Here is an 18,085-nt window from a genome sequence, read left to right as displayed (position 1 = left end):
AATATGTTGAAAATATAAGTTCATAAAAAAGGGGAAATCATTATGTTCAAAAATGTTTTTCAATTAAATGGTACAAATAATATAATGAAAATAGACGGTAATATAATTTATGTTTGCTCAGATAAAAACATTATTAAAATAGATAAAAATACTAGTAATGTAATAGATTGTAAGAAAGTATTTCCAAAGAACGGGAAGTCAAGAGATTTTATAATTGACGGTGATTTTATATATTTCCGAGAATTTTGTACCTGCTATAGGATAGATAGTGATACACTGACTATTATGAACGAATGGAAATTAGGTAATGATTTGAGAACTGATATATGCGGTATTTGTACTGATGACATCAACTTTTATGCAGGGATAAGAAATGGTCCTTTAGCCATTATTAACAAAAAAACAGGTCAATTAAAATATTATAATGTGTCTGATAGTAGTATATGGACAATAAAAGCAGATGACTTCATTTATGCAGGAAACGTGAATGGGCAAATGCTAAAAATTGATAAGGTATCTTACCAATTAATAAAATATACAAATATACATAAGAAAAATCTAAAAAGTATGTTACTCACAAAAGAATATATATATACTGGGTCACAGGATTTATCACTTGGAATTATAGATAGAAAAACTATTGAATGTATTGATAAATATAAAAACTGTCATAAAAAAATGTTTTATTTAGTAGGTAAATGGAAAAATTTTATGATTACAGCAAGCGTTCCTTGTGGTGAAACAAAAATTTGGGATATTTCTAATCACTCTTTATATAAAACAATTAATAAAGCAACTTGGAATATGACTATGAAGGATAGTAAGCTTTATATGATGGATGGCGGAATGATATCATATGCTGACATGAATAAATTATAAGAGGTAGGCAAGAAAAAGTATGGATTACTAGTGATATATATACTTTGGTAAAAATATTCTATACACTAATGATATAATAATAAGTGCAAAGCAAGGATAATCATATGTAGATAAATAATGGTTTGTCAATTAAAAAGGATGATATTTTATGGATAGAGAGGCGAAGTTGATAATACTGAGAGGTAATTCAGGAAGTGGTAAGACTACGACTGGTAAAGCTTTACAAAGAAAATTTGGACATGGTACAATGCTAATTTCACAAGATGTAGTTAGAAGAGAAATGCTATATGTAAAAGATGGACCTGATACAGAAGCTAGCCAGTTATTATTTGAACTTGCGCTATATGGAAAAAACAATTGTAATATAATTATATTAGAAGGTATTTTAAATTCAAAGTGGTATAAAAATTTATTTGAAAATTTACATAATGTATTCAAAGATAAAATCTTTGCATATTACTTTGATATACCTTTTGAAGAAACTTTAAATAGACATCAACAAAAGCCTAATGCCCATGAATTTGGAGAAAAAGAAATGAAAGAATGGTGGAACGAAAAAGATTTATTAGATATTATTCCTGAAGTATTATTACATGAGGAATTAAGTTTAAATAAAATAGTGGATACAATCTATAAGGATATTATGCATCTAAAGTAAATGTCGAGAATAATGCACTTCATAAGTCATCATGTTATAGGAAGGCTGGAATATGAAAATACACAAAAAAAAGAGAACTTATAAAAGAAATATTGCTAAAATTGGTATATCATTTTCCATATTATTAATCATAGGTGGGATTTGGCAAGTTATTATGGAAGCAAAAGAAATGAAAATGTATACACCTGTTGGAGAAGTGCTTGATATAAATTCACATGATATGCATTTATATAGATTGGGTAATGGTAATAATACAATAGTATTTATTTCAGGTTCAGGTACACCAAACTCTTATACTGATTTCTATTATTTGCAAAATGAGCTACAACAATATGCTAAAACCCTTAGTTTTGACCATGCTGGATTTGGATGGAGCAAAAGTACTGATTCGCCTAGAACAGTTGACAATTTGGTGAGTGATTTACACGAGTTATTTAATAAATCGAATGAATCACCACCATATATTTTAGTTGCCCACTCTCTTGCTTCATTAGAAGCAATAAGATATGCTCAAGTGTATCCTGATGAAATTCAAGGCATAATTTTATTGGATGGTGGAAGTCCCCAATATTATGTAAATGATTTAGAAATTAAATCATTAATACTAAACAGATTCAGTGCTATTTTAAGAGTAACTGGTATAAATAGGGCTTTGGGCAATATTGGTATTAAACTACCATTTATAGGTGAGAACATAAGATATGAATCACTTCCAGAAGATATTAAGAATATTGACGAAGCAATGTATTATAAGTTTATAGGTAATAATAGTAATCTTGATGTACTAAAACATATAAACGAAAATGCTAAGATAGTTATTGATAATGGATATTTACAAGATATTCCTTTACTCATACTCTCATCTGATAGTGGGAATGAATGGGAGAAAGTACAGCTGGAATTATTAAATTGGTCAAATGATAGCACTCAGAGAACAATAATAGATTCTAAACACTATCTTCACTGGTCACACAAAGAAATTGTGGTATCTGAAATAGTTGAATTCATTAAAAATATAAGTAATAATTATTAAAGGTTATATGGTCAATTGGAGGAAATTAGAATGCAAAAATTAGATGAAAAAGATTAATTTTACACCCATGTGGTAATTGCAGGCAAATGCTTTCTGATTATGCGCCACAGTGTCAAGTGATTGTTGAATATGAAAATGGTATTTGCAAGGTGTCTGCAAAAGAACTTTTACCATTTGCATATCAAGTTGAAAGTTAACAAAAATGTATAAAGAAACAAGGTATTAGCAGTAGGGGCTAAGTATAACCGCAATAATTAGTAAGGGGTAAAATCTATGGAAAAGGATAAAAGTATTAAGTATTTATATCATTATTATGAAAAAGACAGAGGACCTTTCTTAAACTTATCAGATTTAGACATACCACAAGCTCAAAAGATACTAGATAGAATAAAGCAAGAGAATAAAGTCATGGCGGTTCATAGATATAAAGGATATCTTGAGAGAAGAAAAGAGTTAGAACAAATGGCTAGAGAAATATTTATTTCCAAAGGTGGAAAGCCAGTTAGAAAATCACCACATTATATGGTTGTTGGTAAATGTGATTGGCTTCAAACTTGGTATAATGAAGGTGAATACATAAGAATCCATTTGTCTCAATTTGATTTAGATACTATTTCATTTTCATATGGAGATATGTTTCCTACTTTTAGTCCACGTGTTACTGATAATAAGGAATATAGAAAACAAATATATACCTTTAATGAAATAATAAAGATTATGGAGAAATATGGGTTGCCTCAGGATTGGAATCAAGATGGTGCATTTGGTCCTGAAAGATATATAGAGGTACAAATATGGGATGATGAACCTTTACTGAGAAAGGTAAAGACCTGAGTGACCATTCAGAGATGTCAAATACAAAATGGTATGTGTAAAGTAATAATTTTTATTATAGATTCGGAATATAAACCGAATAATAAGTAAGTACAATTTTTTTGATACATTAATCAATTAGGGGAGAAATTATAATGAAAAAAATATTTATTATACTGAGCATCTTTCTTATTTTAGTTGCTTGGAAAGGGAATATCATAAAAACTGCTTCAGTAGAAGATAGTCCTTCAACAAATAGTATTATAGAAAAAGAGAAAGGCGAAGTAAATGAAACTAGTCATATAGAAAAGTCAATAGAAAAACCCATAGAAAACATAAATAGTGAATCTAGTAGTTTAAGTCAAAGGATAAATGATTACATTGAGAATAATTTAGATTCAGAGTATTTTGATGCTGAATTATGTAAAATGTATAGTCAAGTACTTCTTAGTGAAATGCCTTTTTCTTTTAAATTTTTATTAGCAGAATCTGAAAATGAATATTATCTAAATGATATATCCTACGATGAATATAAGTTTATACCTAATCATTTTAGCTTTATAGATATGAATAATAATAAGGTTCCAGAGATTGTGATTGAAGGAAGTATTGATAAATCAGCAGGATTTATATTAGTTTTGAGAAAGTATGATGGAAGAGTAATTGGTCATGAGTTTAGTCATAGACAGATGAGTGATATTAAAAGAGATGGAACTTATCATGCCTCAGGTGGTGCAGCTTATAATGGTTATTATCAATTATCCTTTAATGAAGATTCATATTCACAGCATAATATCGTTCGAATGGATACTGAAGAGGATTCAAACGGTGAACTCAAGACGATTTATTTTATATCTGAAAAACAGGTTGAAGAGAAGGCTTTCTGGGAATTATGGGAAGTTCAAAAAAATAAAGATAAACCTATTTGGGTAGATTTTGAGTTGAATAAAGAAGATAAGTAGAGGAAGAGAAGACTATTAGAGAAAGGATTTATTATGAAGAAATATCCTAAGTATTTAATAATCATTGTTACAGTTGTAGTTATAAGTATTAATGGATGTACAGCTAAGCCATCTGAAGTTACAGTATTATCTAATAGGATTAGTGAAATTGAGGAAATTAATAATAGAAAATCTGAAGAAATAATAAAAAGATTAGAATCAATTGAATATAAGATTTCAGAAGTTGAAAAAACCATAAATAGCAAAAATAAGAATGAAGAAGACCTTCCTCAAGATGCAATTGATGAGTTAATGTCAACTATAGAAGATGTAGAACTTAATATAAACTTTATTGAATCAATGATATGGGGAAGATCATTATTTGATCGAAATAAAATTAAAGTTGGAGATAATGTTAATGAAATGATTGTTACAGATATTACAAGTCGCAAAGGAATGCAGATACAGTTCTCTGGACAGAAGCAATTAACTGGCAAGTATTCCATTATCAAAGATGATTATTATTTGGGTAATATTGTAACATTTAGTATTGATGATAAGCTATCTGATGTTTTACCAAGAGCAAAAGGTGATATGCGTACATTATGGTTTAGGTTCAGTAATTATGATGAAGCGGTTAATATGTTAGAGGAATATGGAGATAGTGGAGAAATTACAATAATTATTGATGAATACTATATTGACTTATTAGAATCAGATGTTATTAATGAAGCTAAATTGATTAAAGTGATATCAAAATAATTGGCTGTTTGATAAAGAAAAAGAAGTTGGATTTAAATATACTGTACTATAAATATAAGTTTGTATAGAGGGTTAAATAAATATATTTTTAAGAAGAATATCAATGAACTAGTACAAGTTTTACTTTTTTGTATGATGTATGTTTTGGTGATTGATGGTATTTGGCTAATGATAAAATAAAAGTATATTTAGCATCAATTATAAAATAGAATCATGTGACACAAATTATAAAACAACAAAATACCAATTTATAAGGAGAGATGAAGTATGGGGGATTGGAATCCTTATTTGTATAAAAGATTTGAAAAGCAAAGAACGCAACCAGTTAAAGATTTGATTCACAGTATTGAATTAGAACAAGTCAATAGTGTCTTAGACATAGGATGCGGTCCAGGCAACAGTACTGAAGAATTAGCTAGAAGATGGAATAACGCTAAGATTATTGGTATTGATAGTTCACTTAATATGATTGAACAGGCAAAGGTACGTTTACCAAGTATAAGATTTGAATTAATAGATGCTAATGAAGATTTAAGTAATCATGGAAAATTTGACTTGGTATTTTCAAATGCCGCAATTCAATGGATGCCTAATCATAGAGAATTAATTACTAAATTTTATGAATTACTTAATAATAATGGGGTATTAGCTATACAACTACCAGAAGTTAGTAGTATGGCAATACAAAGAGCAGTTGAAGAAACAGCGATGAATGTGAAATGGAGTCATAGATTTAATAAAAGTTCAGAATTTAATTATGATAAGATGGATTATTACTACAGTATATGTGCTGAATTAAGTAAAGAAATTAATTTATGGGAAACAGATTATTATCATATTATGGATAATCATCAAAATATTATTGATTGGTATAAGTCCACGGGTATGAAGCCATATCTAGAAAAACTCGAATGTGAAGAAGATAGATTGAGTTTTGAAAAAGAAGTACTAGAGAGAATTACAAAGAGCTATAGAATACAACTTGATGGAAGAGTTTTATTTCCATTTAAACGTCTATTTTTCATAGTTTACAAATCTAACTAAAGCATATAAACTTAGTTAGAAACATAGGAAATATTATATGTCGTTAGATAAAAATTATGTTTACCTAAGCCTTATTTAACACAATGATGACGTTAGTACGTACATTTATTCTAGATGAATAAAGGCTATAAGGGGTAGGTAGAAGTTGGCATAAATGTATTTATAAATATAATTTAACAAATGAATTTCATTTAACTAAGTTTTAGCAAGTAAACAAAATTGTGCATAAAAAGTTGCTAATTAAAATTTTATATATAATATTCTTTAATTGAGGAGGGATTAATATGGATTGGCTAACAAAAATGAATTTGGCAATTGATTACATTGAAGAAAACTTAACACAAGATATAAATTTCAATGAAGTTGCTATGAGAGCTTGCTGTTCATCTTATAATTTCCAACGTATGTTTGCATTCATAACTGATATTTCATTGGCTGAATATATTAGACGAAGAAGAATGACACAAGCGGCATTGGAATTACAAAATTCCAACAGTAAAGTAATTGATGTAGCTATAAAATATGGATATGATTCCGCAACATCTTTTGCAAGAACTTTTAAAGCACTTCATGGATTAACTCCAACCCAATCTAAACAAGATGGTGTAAAATTGAAAGCCTTTCCTAAAATTTCCTTTCAAATTTCAATTAAAGGAGATAAAGAAATGGATTACAGGATTGAAACCAAAGAGGCTTTTGATATTTTCGGTATTGAAACAATAGTATCATTAACAGGAGAAAATGGATATTTAAGTCCAGCAGAGCTCTGGCAGACATGTCAAAAAAATGGAGAGTATGATAGACTTCTTTCAAATGCTGGGGATTTGCCAACTTTTCTACCTCAAGACTTATGCAAAATACATGGGGCAGAATATTATCGTAAGACAGAAGAAAATACTTTCCCGTATATGCTATGTTCATTTGTATCAAAAAGCAGTAACACAAAGGGATATAAAACTATTCATATTCCTGCACAGACATATGTTGTTTTAGAATCACCAAAATTTAAATGGGGAGATGAATTCTTCAAAGTGCTAACTACTTTGCAGAAAAGATTTTATAGTGAATGGCTACCAACAGCTAATTATGAAAGAGCTGATAGCGCAAATTTTGAAATTTATGGCGGTACAGAGAAATATGGATATATTGAACTGTGGTATCCTATCATAAAGAAATAATTATTATCACATCTACCTAACAGAGTTTTTCATCAAGAGTGAGTAAAGACCATAATCAATACATCCATAACAACCACTAAAAGAACAAGGTGGATGTTATGGATGTATTAGAAGTAAAACGTATTATAGGTACTAAAGTTTAGCATAATGAGCAAAAGATTAGGAAGGTAGGTAAGGTTCTATGTTTAAAAATAGTTATAATTATAATGAAGAGTTCATTAAGAGCAACATGATGGGTCCTAACTCAATGAGGATTATTTCAGAGTTGGCAAAATCATTAAAATTAGAAAAAGGAATGAGAGTACTTGACCTCGGATGTGGAAAAGGTTTAACTTCAATATATTTAGCTAAGGAATATGGTGTAACTGTTTATGCAACAGATTTATGGATTAGTGCATCAGATAATTTTGAAAGAATAAAAGCTTTGCATTTGGAAGATAAAATAATACCAATACACGCAGATGCTTATAATCTACCGTACGCTAAAGAGTACTTTGATGTAGCAATAAGTGTAGATGCATATCATTATTTTGGTTGTACAAAAGACTATTTAACAAATTACTTAGCTCCACTTGTAAAAAAAGATGGACAAATTGCAGTAGCAATTCCTGGGATAAAAAAAGAATTTACCAATGGAATACCAGAAGAATTAAATCCATACTTAACTGAAGATATGAATTTTCATTCTTGTGAATGGTGGTATAACCTATGGAGCAAATCGGAATTAGTTAGTATTGAAGATTGTACTGAAATGAATTGCTTAAAAGATGCATGGAATGACTGGCTTTCCACTGATAATATTTATGCTAAGGAAGATATTAAAATGTTAAATGCTGAAGGTGGTAATTATTTTAATTTGGTATCAATAATAGCTAGAAAGTTATAGATTAAAAGAAATAAAAATGAAACATCTACTAATAAGACCTAGAAAAACATATCATTGAAATAGAATTAATATATAGGTTTAGAAGATGGGTATTTCTTACGTTGTAAAGAGTTTATAAATAAATTTGGTTAAACGGAGTAGATTATATGAAAAAAAATATTTTCACTGGTTGCTTATTAATAGTAATTTTAGGCTTAGTACTTATTTATCATTTCAAAGATAGAAATCTAAATGATTATGAAAAAGAAGAATTAGATAAAGAATGTATCGCAATTGAAGATGATGAAATTGAAAGATTAAATGATTATTTATCAATATTTGCAAGAGTCGAGCAACAATCTTTTGAACAAAATAATGTATCTGATGTTAATTTAATTACCTTCGGTTTATTTTATAATCTTTGGTATAATGATAAAGTAGATAGATATGTAACTGATGAACTAGTGAGCGAAACAAGCCTTAATTTCTTTGGTAAGTCAATAGGTAAGCACCAAAGTATTGATGAATTAGTAGATTATGCTGATAATAAATATGATATATCTGAAATTCAAATGCCGGAATCATTTGGATTGTATAGTGAAGTTGATAATATACTAAATAACGGAGATGGAATATATACAATTTACTCAACAAACTATATTGAATATATATATGATGATTCAATTCATATTAAAAGCTATAATAGAAGCATTATAAAGAAGGTAGAAGAAAAATATATTTTGTTAGAGTATATAAATTATGATAAATAGAAATTTAGTTTAAGAAAATAAAGGATCTCTTTTCAGGGGGAACACAGGAAATAGTGTAACGTTAGTTAATAATTAGATAGGTTATGGAAATACATTTTACTAATGTTTAAAGGAGGAAGAATGGGTACGTTTTGTTCAAATTTACAATTAAAAAGAAAAAAATCTATTGATACTGATACTGATACTGTTGTAGATGCTATTTCTGTAATGATGAAGAATTCAGGTTATGTAGAAGCTGAATCATATGATTTTGATAGGAAGATTACATTAATTGCACGACCAGATTCTAAATGGATGTCACTCTTTGATAGTAATCTTGATGCCTCAAATATTGAACTGTCAACAGATATGGCTATCTCTTTAGGTAAGGTAATAGATACGGAAATCCTCTGTATAAGTGTCATTGATAGTGACTACTTTAATATTGAATTATTTAGAGATGGGAAGATGAAAGCTAACATAACAAATTTAAATGAAATGAGTACTGTCAGTTATAAGAATATAAAGGCATGGATTAATTGCGGTGAAGAAATTGACAGTAAAACTATAAAATCAATTTTCAGTAAAAACACAGTCTTTTTAGATGATAAGATTAGTGAATTCGCTAATACATTTTCTATAGATAATTCATTATGCCTTCTAAGCCATAGGCATTTACATGAGTTAGATTTGAATTCTGCAATTACATTATTTTTCAAGAATGCAAAAGAAGACCAGGAAGATACGGAATTAGATCAGACTAAATTACAATTTGTAAGTTATTATATGGAGTATAAATCTAATATTGGTAATAATAAATCATATAAATTTACAGTAAAGAATCTTGGGAAGTCATCAGTAGGTTTTCAGGTTATAATATGTGGTGAAGCAATCAATTCAGGTTTTATATCAGTTAGTGATTGTCAATTGAGTGTTGATGATATAAGTTTAAACAAGAAATTTTGGAAAGCTACATTACAAAACGGTACGAATGGTTATGTGTGTGATTTTTCGGACTTGGTTATTCCAAATAGTTGCAATATTGATTATCCACAAACCCAGAAGGACTTTAAGATACTAATCAAAACTTATATTAGTGTTAATATAAGTTTCGAGAATCACCGTAAGTGTAATTCTAATATGTTTATATATTTTTTACCAATTAAGAATGCAAGAGAGGGACAAGTTGGAACAAATATGAAGGTAGAGATTATTTAACAACTAATATAAAAGAATAGAGATGAGGTGTTTTTTATGATACCTAAAGTAATATTAAGAGATTTAATTTTAGATGATTTAGAGGATAGATATAAGTGGTCTTTAGATAAGGAAGTTACAAAACATCTATCTATTCCAAACAAATATCCTCCATTCACTAGAGAAGAAACTAAGGTATGGATTAAAATGTGTATTGACAGAACTAATGGTTATTTACAAAAAGCTATATTAACAGAAGATAATGTACATATTGGATGGGTAGATTTGAAAAATTTTGATGATGTTAATAGTAATGCAGAATTAGGAATAACAATTGGAAATAAAGACTTTTGGGGTAAGGGATATGGTGCTGCTGCTATAACTGCTATGTTACAGATAGGTTTTGTAGAATTGAAACTTAATAAAATTTGGTTGCGTGTTGACTATGATAACGAAAATGCAATTAAATGTTATACTAGAATAGGTTTTATTAGTGAAGGGATTTTAAGAGAAGATAGATTTCGACATGGAGAGTATATTGATAGATTAAGATTTAGTATCTTACTGAAGGATTTTAAAGAGATAAGGTAGTCTAAAATAAATCTTTCGTAAATATTTATTTTAAAGCGTAGTATGCTTAATATTGATTTTATTATTGAGGAGTTAAAATGTATGAATCATAGTGAAAAATTTATAAGATCATTAAAAGTGAATAACATAGAAGCTTTGAGAAGAATACCAAAGGCTGACTTACATAATCACTTTTATCTTGGAGGTAATAAAGAGTACATATATAAAAAGACTGGCAAAAAGATTCCTTCTTTAAATTATAAACTCAATAGTATGGATGAAATGCATAGCTGGGTTAATAAAAATATAGGTAATGTTTTTGAAGGTAAAAAAGGTAGGATATTAGCATTAGAAGCCAGTTTTGCTCAAGCAATACACGACGGAATTACAATTTTAGAAATTGGTGAGGATATTTGGGCTAATGGTTATTTTTATGATAATAATGTAGAAGAATTATTAAATGTGTTCAATTCAATACATAATATGATTGCGGCTAATATAGATTTAAGGTTACAGATAGGATTATCTCGTCACTGTAAGATTAAAGACTTAGAAGAATGGATTGAACCGTTTTGGGATTATGATTGTTTTTATTCCATTGATTTATATGGGGATGAAATGGCTCAACCTATTGAGCGTTTTAAAGGAATTTATCGTAAGGCTAAGGAAAAAGGATTAATTTTGAAAGCTCATGTAGGAGAATGGGGAGATGCTGATTCGGTAAAAAGAGCTGTTTCAGAGCTAGAATTAGATGAGGTTCAGCACGGAATTTCAGCAAGTCAATCTCAACAAGTTATGAATTGGTTAAGTGATCATAATATACAGCTTAATGTTTGCCCTACGAGTAATGTAATGTTAGGTCGCGTAGAGTCAATCGCAAAGCATCCAATTAGAAAGTTATTTGATAATGGTATTAAGGTAACCATAAATTCAGATGATGTTCTTATTTTTAATAGTCCTGTTTCGGAAGAGTATATAAAGCTTTTTCAAGGTGGAGTATTTACAGCAACAGAGTTAGATATTATTAGATTAAATGGGTTAAATTAAAGGCAATTAAAGAGATATACAGAGTATTACCTATAGGGGGATTAGCCAAGCTGAAAATTATTTTGACGGTTTTAAGGTTATCTACAAAGAGAATAGAATTAGAGAAGGTTATGCACGAGAAGATATAAAAATAACATTAGGTTTTATAGATTATATAATTCAAAAAATCTAAATGAGGTTTTAATCAGGGTATGAGTTCTGGATTATAATATATAGAAATTGGAGATGATAAAATGGACAATTTTAATCGCCTTATAAGTGCTATTGTTCAGGTCATAATATTTTCAATAATACCATTTATCTGGTGGATAATAAGTGATAGAAAAAATTCAACTTTTTTACATTGGCTAGGCTTTAGAAAAGTTATGGTAAAAGATTATAAAAAATATATACTATCAATATTTGGTATGTTACTTCTTTCGATTATAACAGTATTCTATATAATTCCTTTATATATTGATACTTCCAACAATGCGACATCACAGTTTGCAAGTAAAGGTTTTTCGGTCTTAATACCTGTTATAATATATTCTTTTATACAAACAGGTCTATCAGAAGAAATATTTTTTAGAGGATTTCTAGCTAAAAGGCTTATAAATAAATTTGGATTTAGAATTGGGAATATTGTTCAAGGATTATTATTTGGATTAATGCATGGAATCTTCTTTTTTTGGATAGCTGGAGTAATAGGAACTATAATTATTATTGTTTTAACTGGTATGTCAGGATGGGTAAGTGGATGGATTAATGAAAAACAGTCAGGTGGTTCAATTATATCAAGTTGGGTATTACATGGGTTAGGTAATTTTACTGCTTCTATTGCTGTAATGTTTAATATTATTTAACTGATTTCATTGCATGTATTTCCTTACCTATGTACAGCTATTTGGCTTTAAGACAAAAGTAAGCAAGGTAGGATAGGAAACAACAGTTTTATTTTAGTACAATTTATATAGGGAGGTGAATTAGATGAATTATATTCAAAATTTACAAAGAGCAATTAACTATATGGAAGAGCATATATTAGAACCCATTACCTATGAAGATGTTGCAAAGCATATCTACGTATCAGGGTACCATTTTCATAGAACATTTAGTTTAGTGACTGGTATCACAGCCAATGAGTATATTAGAAATAGAAGATTGTCTATGGCAGGGCAGGAAATCTCTTTATCTAATGCAAAGGTAATTGATATTGCTTTAAAATATGGTTATAATTCGCCTGAGAGTTTTACAAAGGCATTTACTAGATTTCATGGTATTACGCCTAATGTGGCAAGACGTGCAGGTATGAAATTAAAATCATTTAATCGCCTTCTCATTAAAATAAAATTGGAAGGTGGTACTGTTATGGATTACAGAATTGAAAAGAGAGAAGAATTTAAATTATTGGCTAAGATTAGGAAGTTTAGGAATGAATCAATCTCAGAAGAGGAAAATACTGAAATTCCAGATTTTTGGAAAGAATGTGGTGCCAATGGTACATTTGAAGTTTTGAAACAAAATACTAATGAGCATGATATTTATGGAGTTTGTGCACCTATATCAAAAGAAAGTAAACATTTTGATTATGGTATTGGTATGAAATTTAGTTGTGGTAATGTACCTGAAGGATATGGCATATGGGAGGTAAAACCTACATTATGGGCTGTGTTTAAATGTATTGGTGAAACTCCGGATTGTATAGGGGAAACATGGGGCAAGATCTTTTCTGAGTTTCTTCCAGGTTCAGAGTATAATATGATTGATGATACTGATTTTGAATTGTACTCACAAGATCTTGAGACAGATTGTTTTTGTGAGATATGGATTCCTATAGAGAAAAAGACAAATGCATAATTATTATGTCTAATTTCAATATTAAGCTATGGAAATGTAGAAGCTATAAGTATGAAGTTAAATTATGATTGAGCACTTATGAATTCTATTCATTATAATATATGAAGTTAATAATCTTGATAGATATACAAACACAGAACGTCATAAAAAAATTAATTGTTTAGTGAGGATGATATTAAATTATGAATAGAGATGAATTCATAAGTGCATTAAAAAATAAGAAAAGCAAATTCGTAAATGAAACAATAAGCGGAGACTTCTATCTTAATGAATTTGAAGGGATAGAATTTGATTATTGTATCTTTGAAGCAGATTTATCAGGAATGTCGTTAATAAAAACTGTATTTATAGATTGCACTTTTAATAAATCTCGTCTCCGTTTAATTTCATATGCCAATAATACATTTGAGAATTGTACATTAAATGATTGCAATGTTGATTATCAGAGCATAGTAGAGGATGAAAAAAATGCAAGTAGGATTAATCTTACAGGAAATTTTGTAATAGAGTTATATAATGTAAATCATGGTTGGTTTGAGTTTTTTATGCTTAAGAATAACGAAGAATGTTTTATTACGGAATCAAACTATGTAAGTTGTGATGCACCTAAAAAATTATTAAATGTACTAATTTCATTTATAGAAAAACAGGATTTGAAACATGAAAGATGGATATGTTGGAGTGATGAACCAGGTGCAAATATTATGAAATTAAGTCATAATGATGAAACTATTACTATAGAAGTATATGATACATCTAAAGAGTCGTATAAAATAGCATTTATTAATGATGAGGAACTTTGCAAGGAATCTGATAAGTTACTTTTTTCTTGTAATGTTAATATCTATGAATGTATCAAAGAGTTTTTGAATTTATATAGAAGAATTATTAATAAGTTAGGATGTAAAGGATTTGAACAGCACTGGTTTGAATATCCTGAAAAAGAAATTCAAAAATTATCAACATTAATAAAAGGTCAGTAATAGTGTGTTTCGTATAACCAGTATATTAATTTAATAGAAGTATATATGAAAAGGAATACTTAAAATGAAAAATAAATTGGATGATTCAATATTTCGAACGATATGGTTCAAAAGAATGAAAAATATATTTATAGGTGTATTAGTTTTATCAATAATTGTATTACTTATAATACCTATAATAATTATAAGTCAAGTAAAACAAAAAGTTACATATGAAGGGAACTTATCTGAACATCCTTTACAACATATATATGATCCAAATGACTTTGATTTAGATGTTAATGAGATGAAGCTAACAACGGATGATGGGGTGAAGGTATGGGTATCAGAAGTATTAACTCCTAATCCAAAAGGAATTATTATTTACTTAACAGGAATAAGACAACCATCGGTTACTTATTTCTATGGTCATTCTAAATGGATGAAAGATAAGGGGTATGCATCCATATTATTAGAAGTAAGAGGACATGGAAATAGTGGAGGGAATGACATTTGTTTAGGTTATAAAGAGGTATTAGATGTTAAAGCAGTAGTTGATTACATTAAAGGACAAAAAAAGTATGATAATATACCAATCATTGTTCAGGGAGTATCCATGGGCGGTGCCGTGGCAATTAATTCATTTGGTTCATTGAAAGATATAGATGGGCTTATTGCTATGTCTGCTTACTCCAGTTTTGAAGATGTGGTCTATGACACAATGATAGGATATAATATTCCAGCTTTCATCTGCCAAATTGAAAGAAGCATAACAAATTTTTATCTCACATTAGTTTTTGGTGAGAAGTTTAAAGATATGAGACCAATTAACCAGATAGAAAATATTGACGATAGATCAGCTTTTCTTATTGCATGTACCAGTGATTCTGAAGTACAAGCAGAGAATATGCAACGATTGTTAAAAAAAGCATCAAGTAAATGTGAATGGTGGTTAAGAGATTCTAGGGAACACTTTATAATTAAAGATTGCGATTTCATCAATATGGAACAGGACAAAGAGTATTGTGATAAAATATTAAAATTTATATCAACTGTAACCAAGGATAAAGTGAAAAATTAGTTTTACATATTCAATATGATAGAAAAGGATGAATTTAATATGAAAAGAGCTTATGAAATTATTGGAGCACCATTTGGTTTTGCTGCCAATAAAAGTGGTAGTAGAACAGCACCTGATTATTTAAGGGAGAATGGGCTAAATATAAAGATTCGACAACGAACTAATGAATTTTGGGGGTCAGATATTGAGGATTTTGGTAATGTAGAAGTAGATTCCCAAATTAATGAGTTATATAAAAGTGAGAAAACATTAGAAGCAGTAAAATTATATTGTGAAAAACTTAATGATTGCGTCTATAACTCTTATGTAAGAGGTAAAACTCCTATCATAATCGGTGGAGATCATTCAATATCTGTTGGTACTGTATCTGCTGCTTCCAGGTATCTTAAGGAAACAAATAGCAAAAGTAACTTAGGACTTATATGGGTTGATGCTCATGCAGATTTAAATAATCTTGAAAATGGTAATATTCATGGGAAAAGTGTAGCAATATCTTTAGGATACGTATATCAAGATATGTTTAAATTATCAAATCTTACAGATGTAATTGATACAAAAAATATAATGTACATAGGGATAAGAGATTTAATGCCAAATGAATATGTGACTATTCAAAATAAAAATATATCGTTATATGGCATGGATAAAATTGATAAGTCTGGAATACGAGAAGTTATAAAAGAAATAGTTAGCAAACTTGAAGAAACTACCGATGGGATATTCTTATCGTTTGATATTGATGCATGTGACGGAGGAGTTTATAGAGGCTGTGCTACACCGGAAGTAGGAGGTCTAACTGCAAGAGAAGCTATACAGATAATAGATTATGTATCCCAGTCTAAGAAATTTATGGGAGCAGATATAGTTGAATATAGTCCAGAGGATGATACAAACGGGAATACTAATCAATTAGTTATTAAATTAATAGATACTTTAGTAGGATATAGGATGTGATAATGAGATGAGTATTATCAATCATTTTGGATTTATTTTAAGCATGCTCTTAGTAACAACATTTATATTACCAATGTTTCTCTGTATTTTTGGCTATTATGTAGGAAAAACCCATTTAATCAAGTTATGCAGGTCATCTAGAATGCCTAAATAATATATAGTAGTAGATAGCCAGAATGATGAGAACGTCGAATGTTTAGAAGGAGATTATTAATATGAAGCGTAATAAAATCTTAAAGAGCCTTGTAGAATCAAGACCATATGAAAAATGGAATTCAATGTTGGAGCTAATTTCCAATACAGAAATTGACGATATGACCCGAATTCAAAAAAATATGGCTTTTTGTTTACGGTATGATTCAGAAGTACATAATGGAGGACATATACAATATTTTACTAACTTTAAAGCGACATACTTACATGAAACACTAATTGCTTTGGTAGAGATTGGTGCAATAAATCAGATGGAGATATTACAGTCTTTTACAAATCTTAATAATGATTTAAAATTAGAAGATATAAGTACTAAAGAGGAATTTATTAGCAGGGTACTAGTGGGATATGATTATACGTTTAAAGATGAAAAAAAAGAAGAATTATTTGAACAATATATTTTAAAATGGGATAATAAGTATTATGAATGCAATCCAAGTGTAATAGATTTGTTAGAGAAATATTTTCAAGAGAATGAACAAGAGTTCATTGAAATTATAGACGATTAATGATGTAAAGAAAGTGGGGAATAATATACCATGAGGATAGCAGTAATTTCGGATATTCATGGCAATTCTGTAGCATTTGATAGAGTCATAGATGATATCAATATTCAAAATGTTGAAGGGGTAATATTTCTTGGGGATTTGGTATCAAAGGGACCTGATCCAAAAGGTGTTTTTGATAAATTACTAAAGATTAAACCAATGGTATGGATTAAAGGTAATACAGATACATGGTTTGACGAGAATCTAGAGAAATGGCAACCTAAAACAGTGATGGAAAAGTATCTTTATAATAATTATAATTATATTTTAGATAGTTTAACAGATAAAGATATAGAATCAATTAAAAAATTACCAGAAAAACAAACCTTAGTGATAGGTAAATATAACATATTGTGTGTACATGGTTCTCCTAGAAAAGTAGATGAAGACCTATTACCAGAAGCAACTGAGGATGAATTAAAAGAAATTTTGGATGGTGTAACAGAGGATATTATTTTATCAGGACATATTCATCAACCATATGTCAGAAAAGTATTTAATAAAATTATTATTAACCCAGGAACAGTAGGGTTTTGTAATTGCTATGGGGATAGTAGAGCATCATATGCTATTATAGAATTTGAAAATAATGTTAATGTAGAATTTAGGAAGTTAGATTATGACCATCAAGTTGCTATGGATTTAGCAAAAGAGAAGGGTCTACCAAATATAGAGTTGTTTGAAAAGTTTATGAAAACAAGCGATTAGTGTAGTGTAATGGTATATGTTTTGATAAATAATTCATTATTTTT

The 18,085-nt window shown here is 28.9% G+C and carries 20 protein-coding genes; all 20 read left to right on the top strand.

All coding sequences use genetic code 11. The features are described 5' to 3' along the window. Positions 1-42 precede the first annotated feature (42 nt). The 20 genes from HYG85_RS06280 (at position 43) to HYG85_RS06185 (ending at position 18,041) form a co-directional block, all read left to right on the top strand. The gene (locus tag HYG85_RS06280) at positions 43-879 is read left to right on the top strand and encodes a hypothetical protein (protein WP_212692761.1); all 837 of its coding nucleotides are present in this window, start codon (positions 43-45) and stop codon (positions 877-879) included. A 148-nt stretch (positions 880-1,027) separates the two neighbouring features. Further along, positions 1,028-1,537: a kinase gene (locus HYG85_RS06275; protein ID WP_212692760.1), complete on the top strand. Its 510-nt coding sequence runs from the start codon at positions 1,028-1,030 to the stop codon at positions 1,535-1,537. Between the two features lie 52 nt (positions 1,538-1,589). Next, positions 1,590-2,570 (top strand): alpha/beta fold hydrolase, encoded by a 981-nt coding sequence (locus HYG85_RS06270; RefSeq protein WP_212692759.1) that lies wholly within the window; start codon positions 1,590-1,592, stop codon positions 2,568-2,570. Positions 2,571-2,843: 273 nt separating this feature from the next. Further along, complete coding sequence (locus tag HYG85_RS06265; RefSeq protein ID WP_212692758.1) at positions 2,844-3,404, top strand: hypothetical protein; 561 nt, start codon at positions 2,844-2,846, stop codon at positions 3,402-3,404. Positions 3,405-3,538: 134 nt separating this feature from the next. Then, positions 3,539-4,345, top strand: a complete 807-nt coding sequence (locus tag HYG85_RS06260; RefSeq protein ID WP_212692757.1) for a hypothetical protein — start codon at positions 3,539-3,541, stop codon at positions 4,343-4,345. A gap of 33 nt (positions 4,346-4,378) precedes the next feature. Next, positions 4,379-5,086 (top strand): hypothetical protein, encoded by a 708-nt coding sequence (locus HYG85_RS06255; protein WP_212692756.1) that lies wholly within the window; start codon positions 4,379-4,381, stop codon positions 5,084-5,086. 267 nt (positions 5,087-5,353) lie between these two features. After that, positions 5,354-6,130 carry a methyltransferase domain-containing protein gene (locus HYG85_RS06250; RefSeq protein ID WP_212692755.1) on the top strand — a complete coding sequence of 259 codons (777 nt, stop codon included), beginning with the start codon at positions 5,354-5,356 and terminating at the stop codon, positions 6,128-6,130. A 284-nt stretch (positions 6,131-6,414) separates the two neighbouring features. Next, complete coding sequence (locus tag HYG85_RS06245) at positions 6,415-7,308, top strand: AraC family transcriptional regulator (RefSeq protein WP_212692754.1); 894 nt, start codon at positions 6,415-6,417, stop codon at positions 7,306-7,308. Positions 7,309-7,489: 181 nt separating this feature from the next. Further along, positions 7,490-8,194: an SAM-dependent methyltransferase gene (locus HYG85_RS06240; RefSeq protein ID WP_212692753.1), complete on the top strand. Its 705-nt coding sequence runs from the start codon at positions 7,490-7,492 to the stop codon at positions 8,192-8,194. 146 nt (positions 8,195-8,340) lie between these two features. Beyond that, a complete protein-coding gene (locus HYG85_RS06235; RefSeq protein ID WP_212692752.1) occupies positions 8,341-8,943 on the top strand; it encodes a hypothetical protein in 603 nt (200 codons plus the stop codon). 120 nt (positions 8,944-9,063) lie between these two features. After that, positions 9,064-10,140, top strand: a complete 1,077-nt coding sequence (locus tag HYG85_RS06230) for a hypothetical protein (protein ID WP_212692751.1) — start codon at positions 9,064-9,066, stop codon at positions 10,138-10,140. A gap of 36 nt (positions 10,141-10,176) precedes the next feature. Next, entirely contained in the window at positions 10,177-10,710 is a 534-nt protein-coding gene (locus HYG85_RS06225; protein WP_212692750.1) for a GNAT family N-acetyltransferase, read from the top strand. 81 nt (positions 10,711-10,791) lie between these two features. Further along, positions 10,792-11,736, top strand: coding sequence for an amidohydrolase family protein (locus HYG85_RS06220; RefSeq protein WP_212692749.1), 945 nt, complete (start codon positions 10,792-10,794; stop codon positions 11,734-11,736). Between the two features lie 233 nt (positions 11,737-11,969). Then, positions 11,970-12,581 (top strand): CPBP family intramembrane glutamic endopeptidase, encoded by a 612-nt coding sequence (locus HYG85_RS06215; protein ID WP_212692748.1) that lies wholly within the window; start codon positions 11,970-11,972, stop codon positions 12,579-12,581. 124 nt (positions 12,582-12,705) lie between these two features. Beyond that, positions 12,706-13,575, top strand: a complete 870-nt coding sequence (locus HYG85_RS06210; protein WP_212692747.1) for an AraC family transcriptional regulator — start codon at positions 12,706-12,708, stop codon at positions 13,573-13,575. Between the two features lie 182 nt (positions 13,576-13,757). After that, a complete protein-coding gene (locus tag HYG85_RS06205; protein WP_212692746.1) occupies positions 13,758-14,558 on the top strand; it encodes a hypothetical protein in 801 nt (266 codons plus the stop codon). A gap of 64 nt (positions 14,559-14,622) precedes the next feature. Continuing rightward, complete coding sequence (locus HYG85_RS06200) at positions 14,623-15,618, top strand: alpha/beta hydrolase (RefSeq protein WP_244971288.1); 996 nt, start codon at positions 14,623-14,625, stop codon at positions 15,616-15,618. Positions 15,619-15,657: 39 nt separating this feature from the next. Continuing rightward, positions 15,658-16,572: an arginase gene (locus tag HYG85_RS06195; RefSeq protein WP_212692745.1), complete on the top strand. Its 915-nt coding sequence runs from the start codon at positions 15,658-15,660 to the stop codon at positions 16,570-16,572. A gap of 215 nt (positions 16,573-16,787) precedes the next feature. Continuing rightward, positions 16,788-17,294, top strand: coding sequence for a DMP19 family protein (locus HYG85_RS06190; protein WP_212692744.1), 507 nt, complete (start codon positions 16,788-16,790; stop codon positions 17,292-17,294). 30 nt (positions 17,295-17,324) lie between these two features. Next, the gene (locus HYG85_RS06185) at positions 17,325-18,041 is read left to right on the top strand and encodes a metallophosphoesterase family protein (RefSeq protein ID WP_212692743.1); all 717 of its coding nucleotides are present in this window, start codon (positions 17,325-17,327) and stop codon (positions 18,039-18,041) included. The last annotated feature ends 44 nt before the right edge of the window (positions 18,042-18,085 follow it).

The organism is Vallitalea guaymasensis, assembly GCF_018141425.1.
Taxonomy (GTDB): domain Bacteria; phylum Bacillota; class Clostridia; order Lachnospirales; family Vallitaleaceae; genus Vallitalea; species Vallitalea guaymasensis.
The sequence above is the reverse complement of the archived record's forward strand: the minus strand, read 5'-3'. Positions and strand labels throughout refer to the sequence as shown.

Bases quoted from the DNA above. Each gene is read 5' to 3' on its own strand.
- HYG85_RS06280 (WP_212692761.1), top strand. From the start codon at position 43: ATGTTCAAAAATGTTTTTCAATTAAATGGTACAAATAATATAATGAAA.
- HYG85_RS06275 (WP_212692760.1), top strand. From the start codon at position 1,028: ATGGATAGAGAGGCGAAGTTGATAATACTGAGAGGTAATTCAGGAAGT.
- HYG85_RS06270 (WP_212692759.1), top strand. From the start codon at position 1,590: ATGAAAATACACAAAAAAAAGAGAACTTATAAAAGAAATATTGCTAAA.
- HYG85_RS06265 (WP_212692758.1), top strand. From the start codon at position 2,844: ATGGAAAAGGATAAAAGTATTAAGTATTTATATCATTATTATGAAAAA.
- HYG85_RS06260 (WP_212692757.1), top strand. From the start codon at position 3,539: ATGAAAAAAATATTTATTATACTGAGCATCTTTCTTATTTTAGTTGCT.
- HYG85_RS06255 (WP_212692756.1), top strand. From the start codon at position 4,379: ATGAAGAAATATCCTAAGTATTTAATAATCATTGTTACAGTTGTAGTT.
- HYG85_RS06250 (WP_212692755.1), top strand. From the start codon at position 5,354: ATGGGGGATTGGAATCCTTATTTGTATAAAAGATTTGAAAAGCAAAGA.
- HYG85_RS06245 (WP_212692754.1), top strand. From the start codon at position 6,415: ATGGATTGGCTAACAAAAATGAATTTGGCAATTGATTACATTGAAGAA.
- HYG85_RS06240 (WP_212692753.1), top strand. From the start codon at position 7,490: ATGTTTAAAAATAGTTATAATTATAATGAAGAGTTCATTAAGAGCAAC.
- HYG85_RS06235 (WP_212692752.1), top strand. From the start codon at position 8,341: ATGAAAAAAAATATTTTCACTGGTTGCTTATTAATAGTAATTTTAGGC.
- HYG85_RS06230 (WP_212692751.1), top strand. From the start codon at position 9,064: ATGGGTACGTTTTGTTCAAATTTACAATTAAAAAGAAAAAAATCTATT.
- HYG85_RS06225 (WP_212692750.1), top strand. From the start codon at position 10,177: ATGATACCTAAAGTAATATTAAGAGATTTAATTTTAGATGATTTAGAG.
- HYG85_RS06220 (WP_212692749.1), top strand. From the start codon at position 10,792: ATGAATCATAGTGAAAAATTTATAAGATCATTAAAAGTGAATAACATA.
- HYG85_RS06215 (WP_212692748.1), top strand. From the start codon at position 11,970: ATGGACAATTTTAATCGCCTTATAAGTGCTATTGTTCAGGTCATAATA.
- HYG85_RS06210 (WP_212692747.1), top strand. From the start codon at position 12,706: ATGAATTATATTCAAAATTTACAAAGAGCAATTAACTATATGGAAGAG.
- HYG85_RS06205 (WP_212692746.1), top strand. From the start codon at position 13,758: ATGAATAGAGATGAATTCATAAGTGCATTAAAAAATAAGAAAAGCAAA.
- HYG85_RS06200 (WP_244971288.1), top strand. From the start codon at position 14,623: ATGAAAAATAAATTGGATGATTCAATATTTCGAACGATATGGTTCAAA.
- HYG85_RS06195 (WP_212692745.1), top strand. From the start codon at position 15,658: ATGAAAAGAGCTTATGAAATTATTGGAGCACCATTTGGTTTTGCTGCC.
- HYG85_RS06190 (WP_212692744.1), top strand. From the start codon at position 16,788: ATGAAGCGTAATAAAATCTTAAAGAGCCTTGTAGAATCAAGACCATAT.
- HYG85_RS06185 (WP_212692743.1), top strand. From the start codon at position 17,325: ATGAGGATAGCAGTAATTTCGGATATTCATGGCAATTCTGTAGCATTT.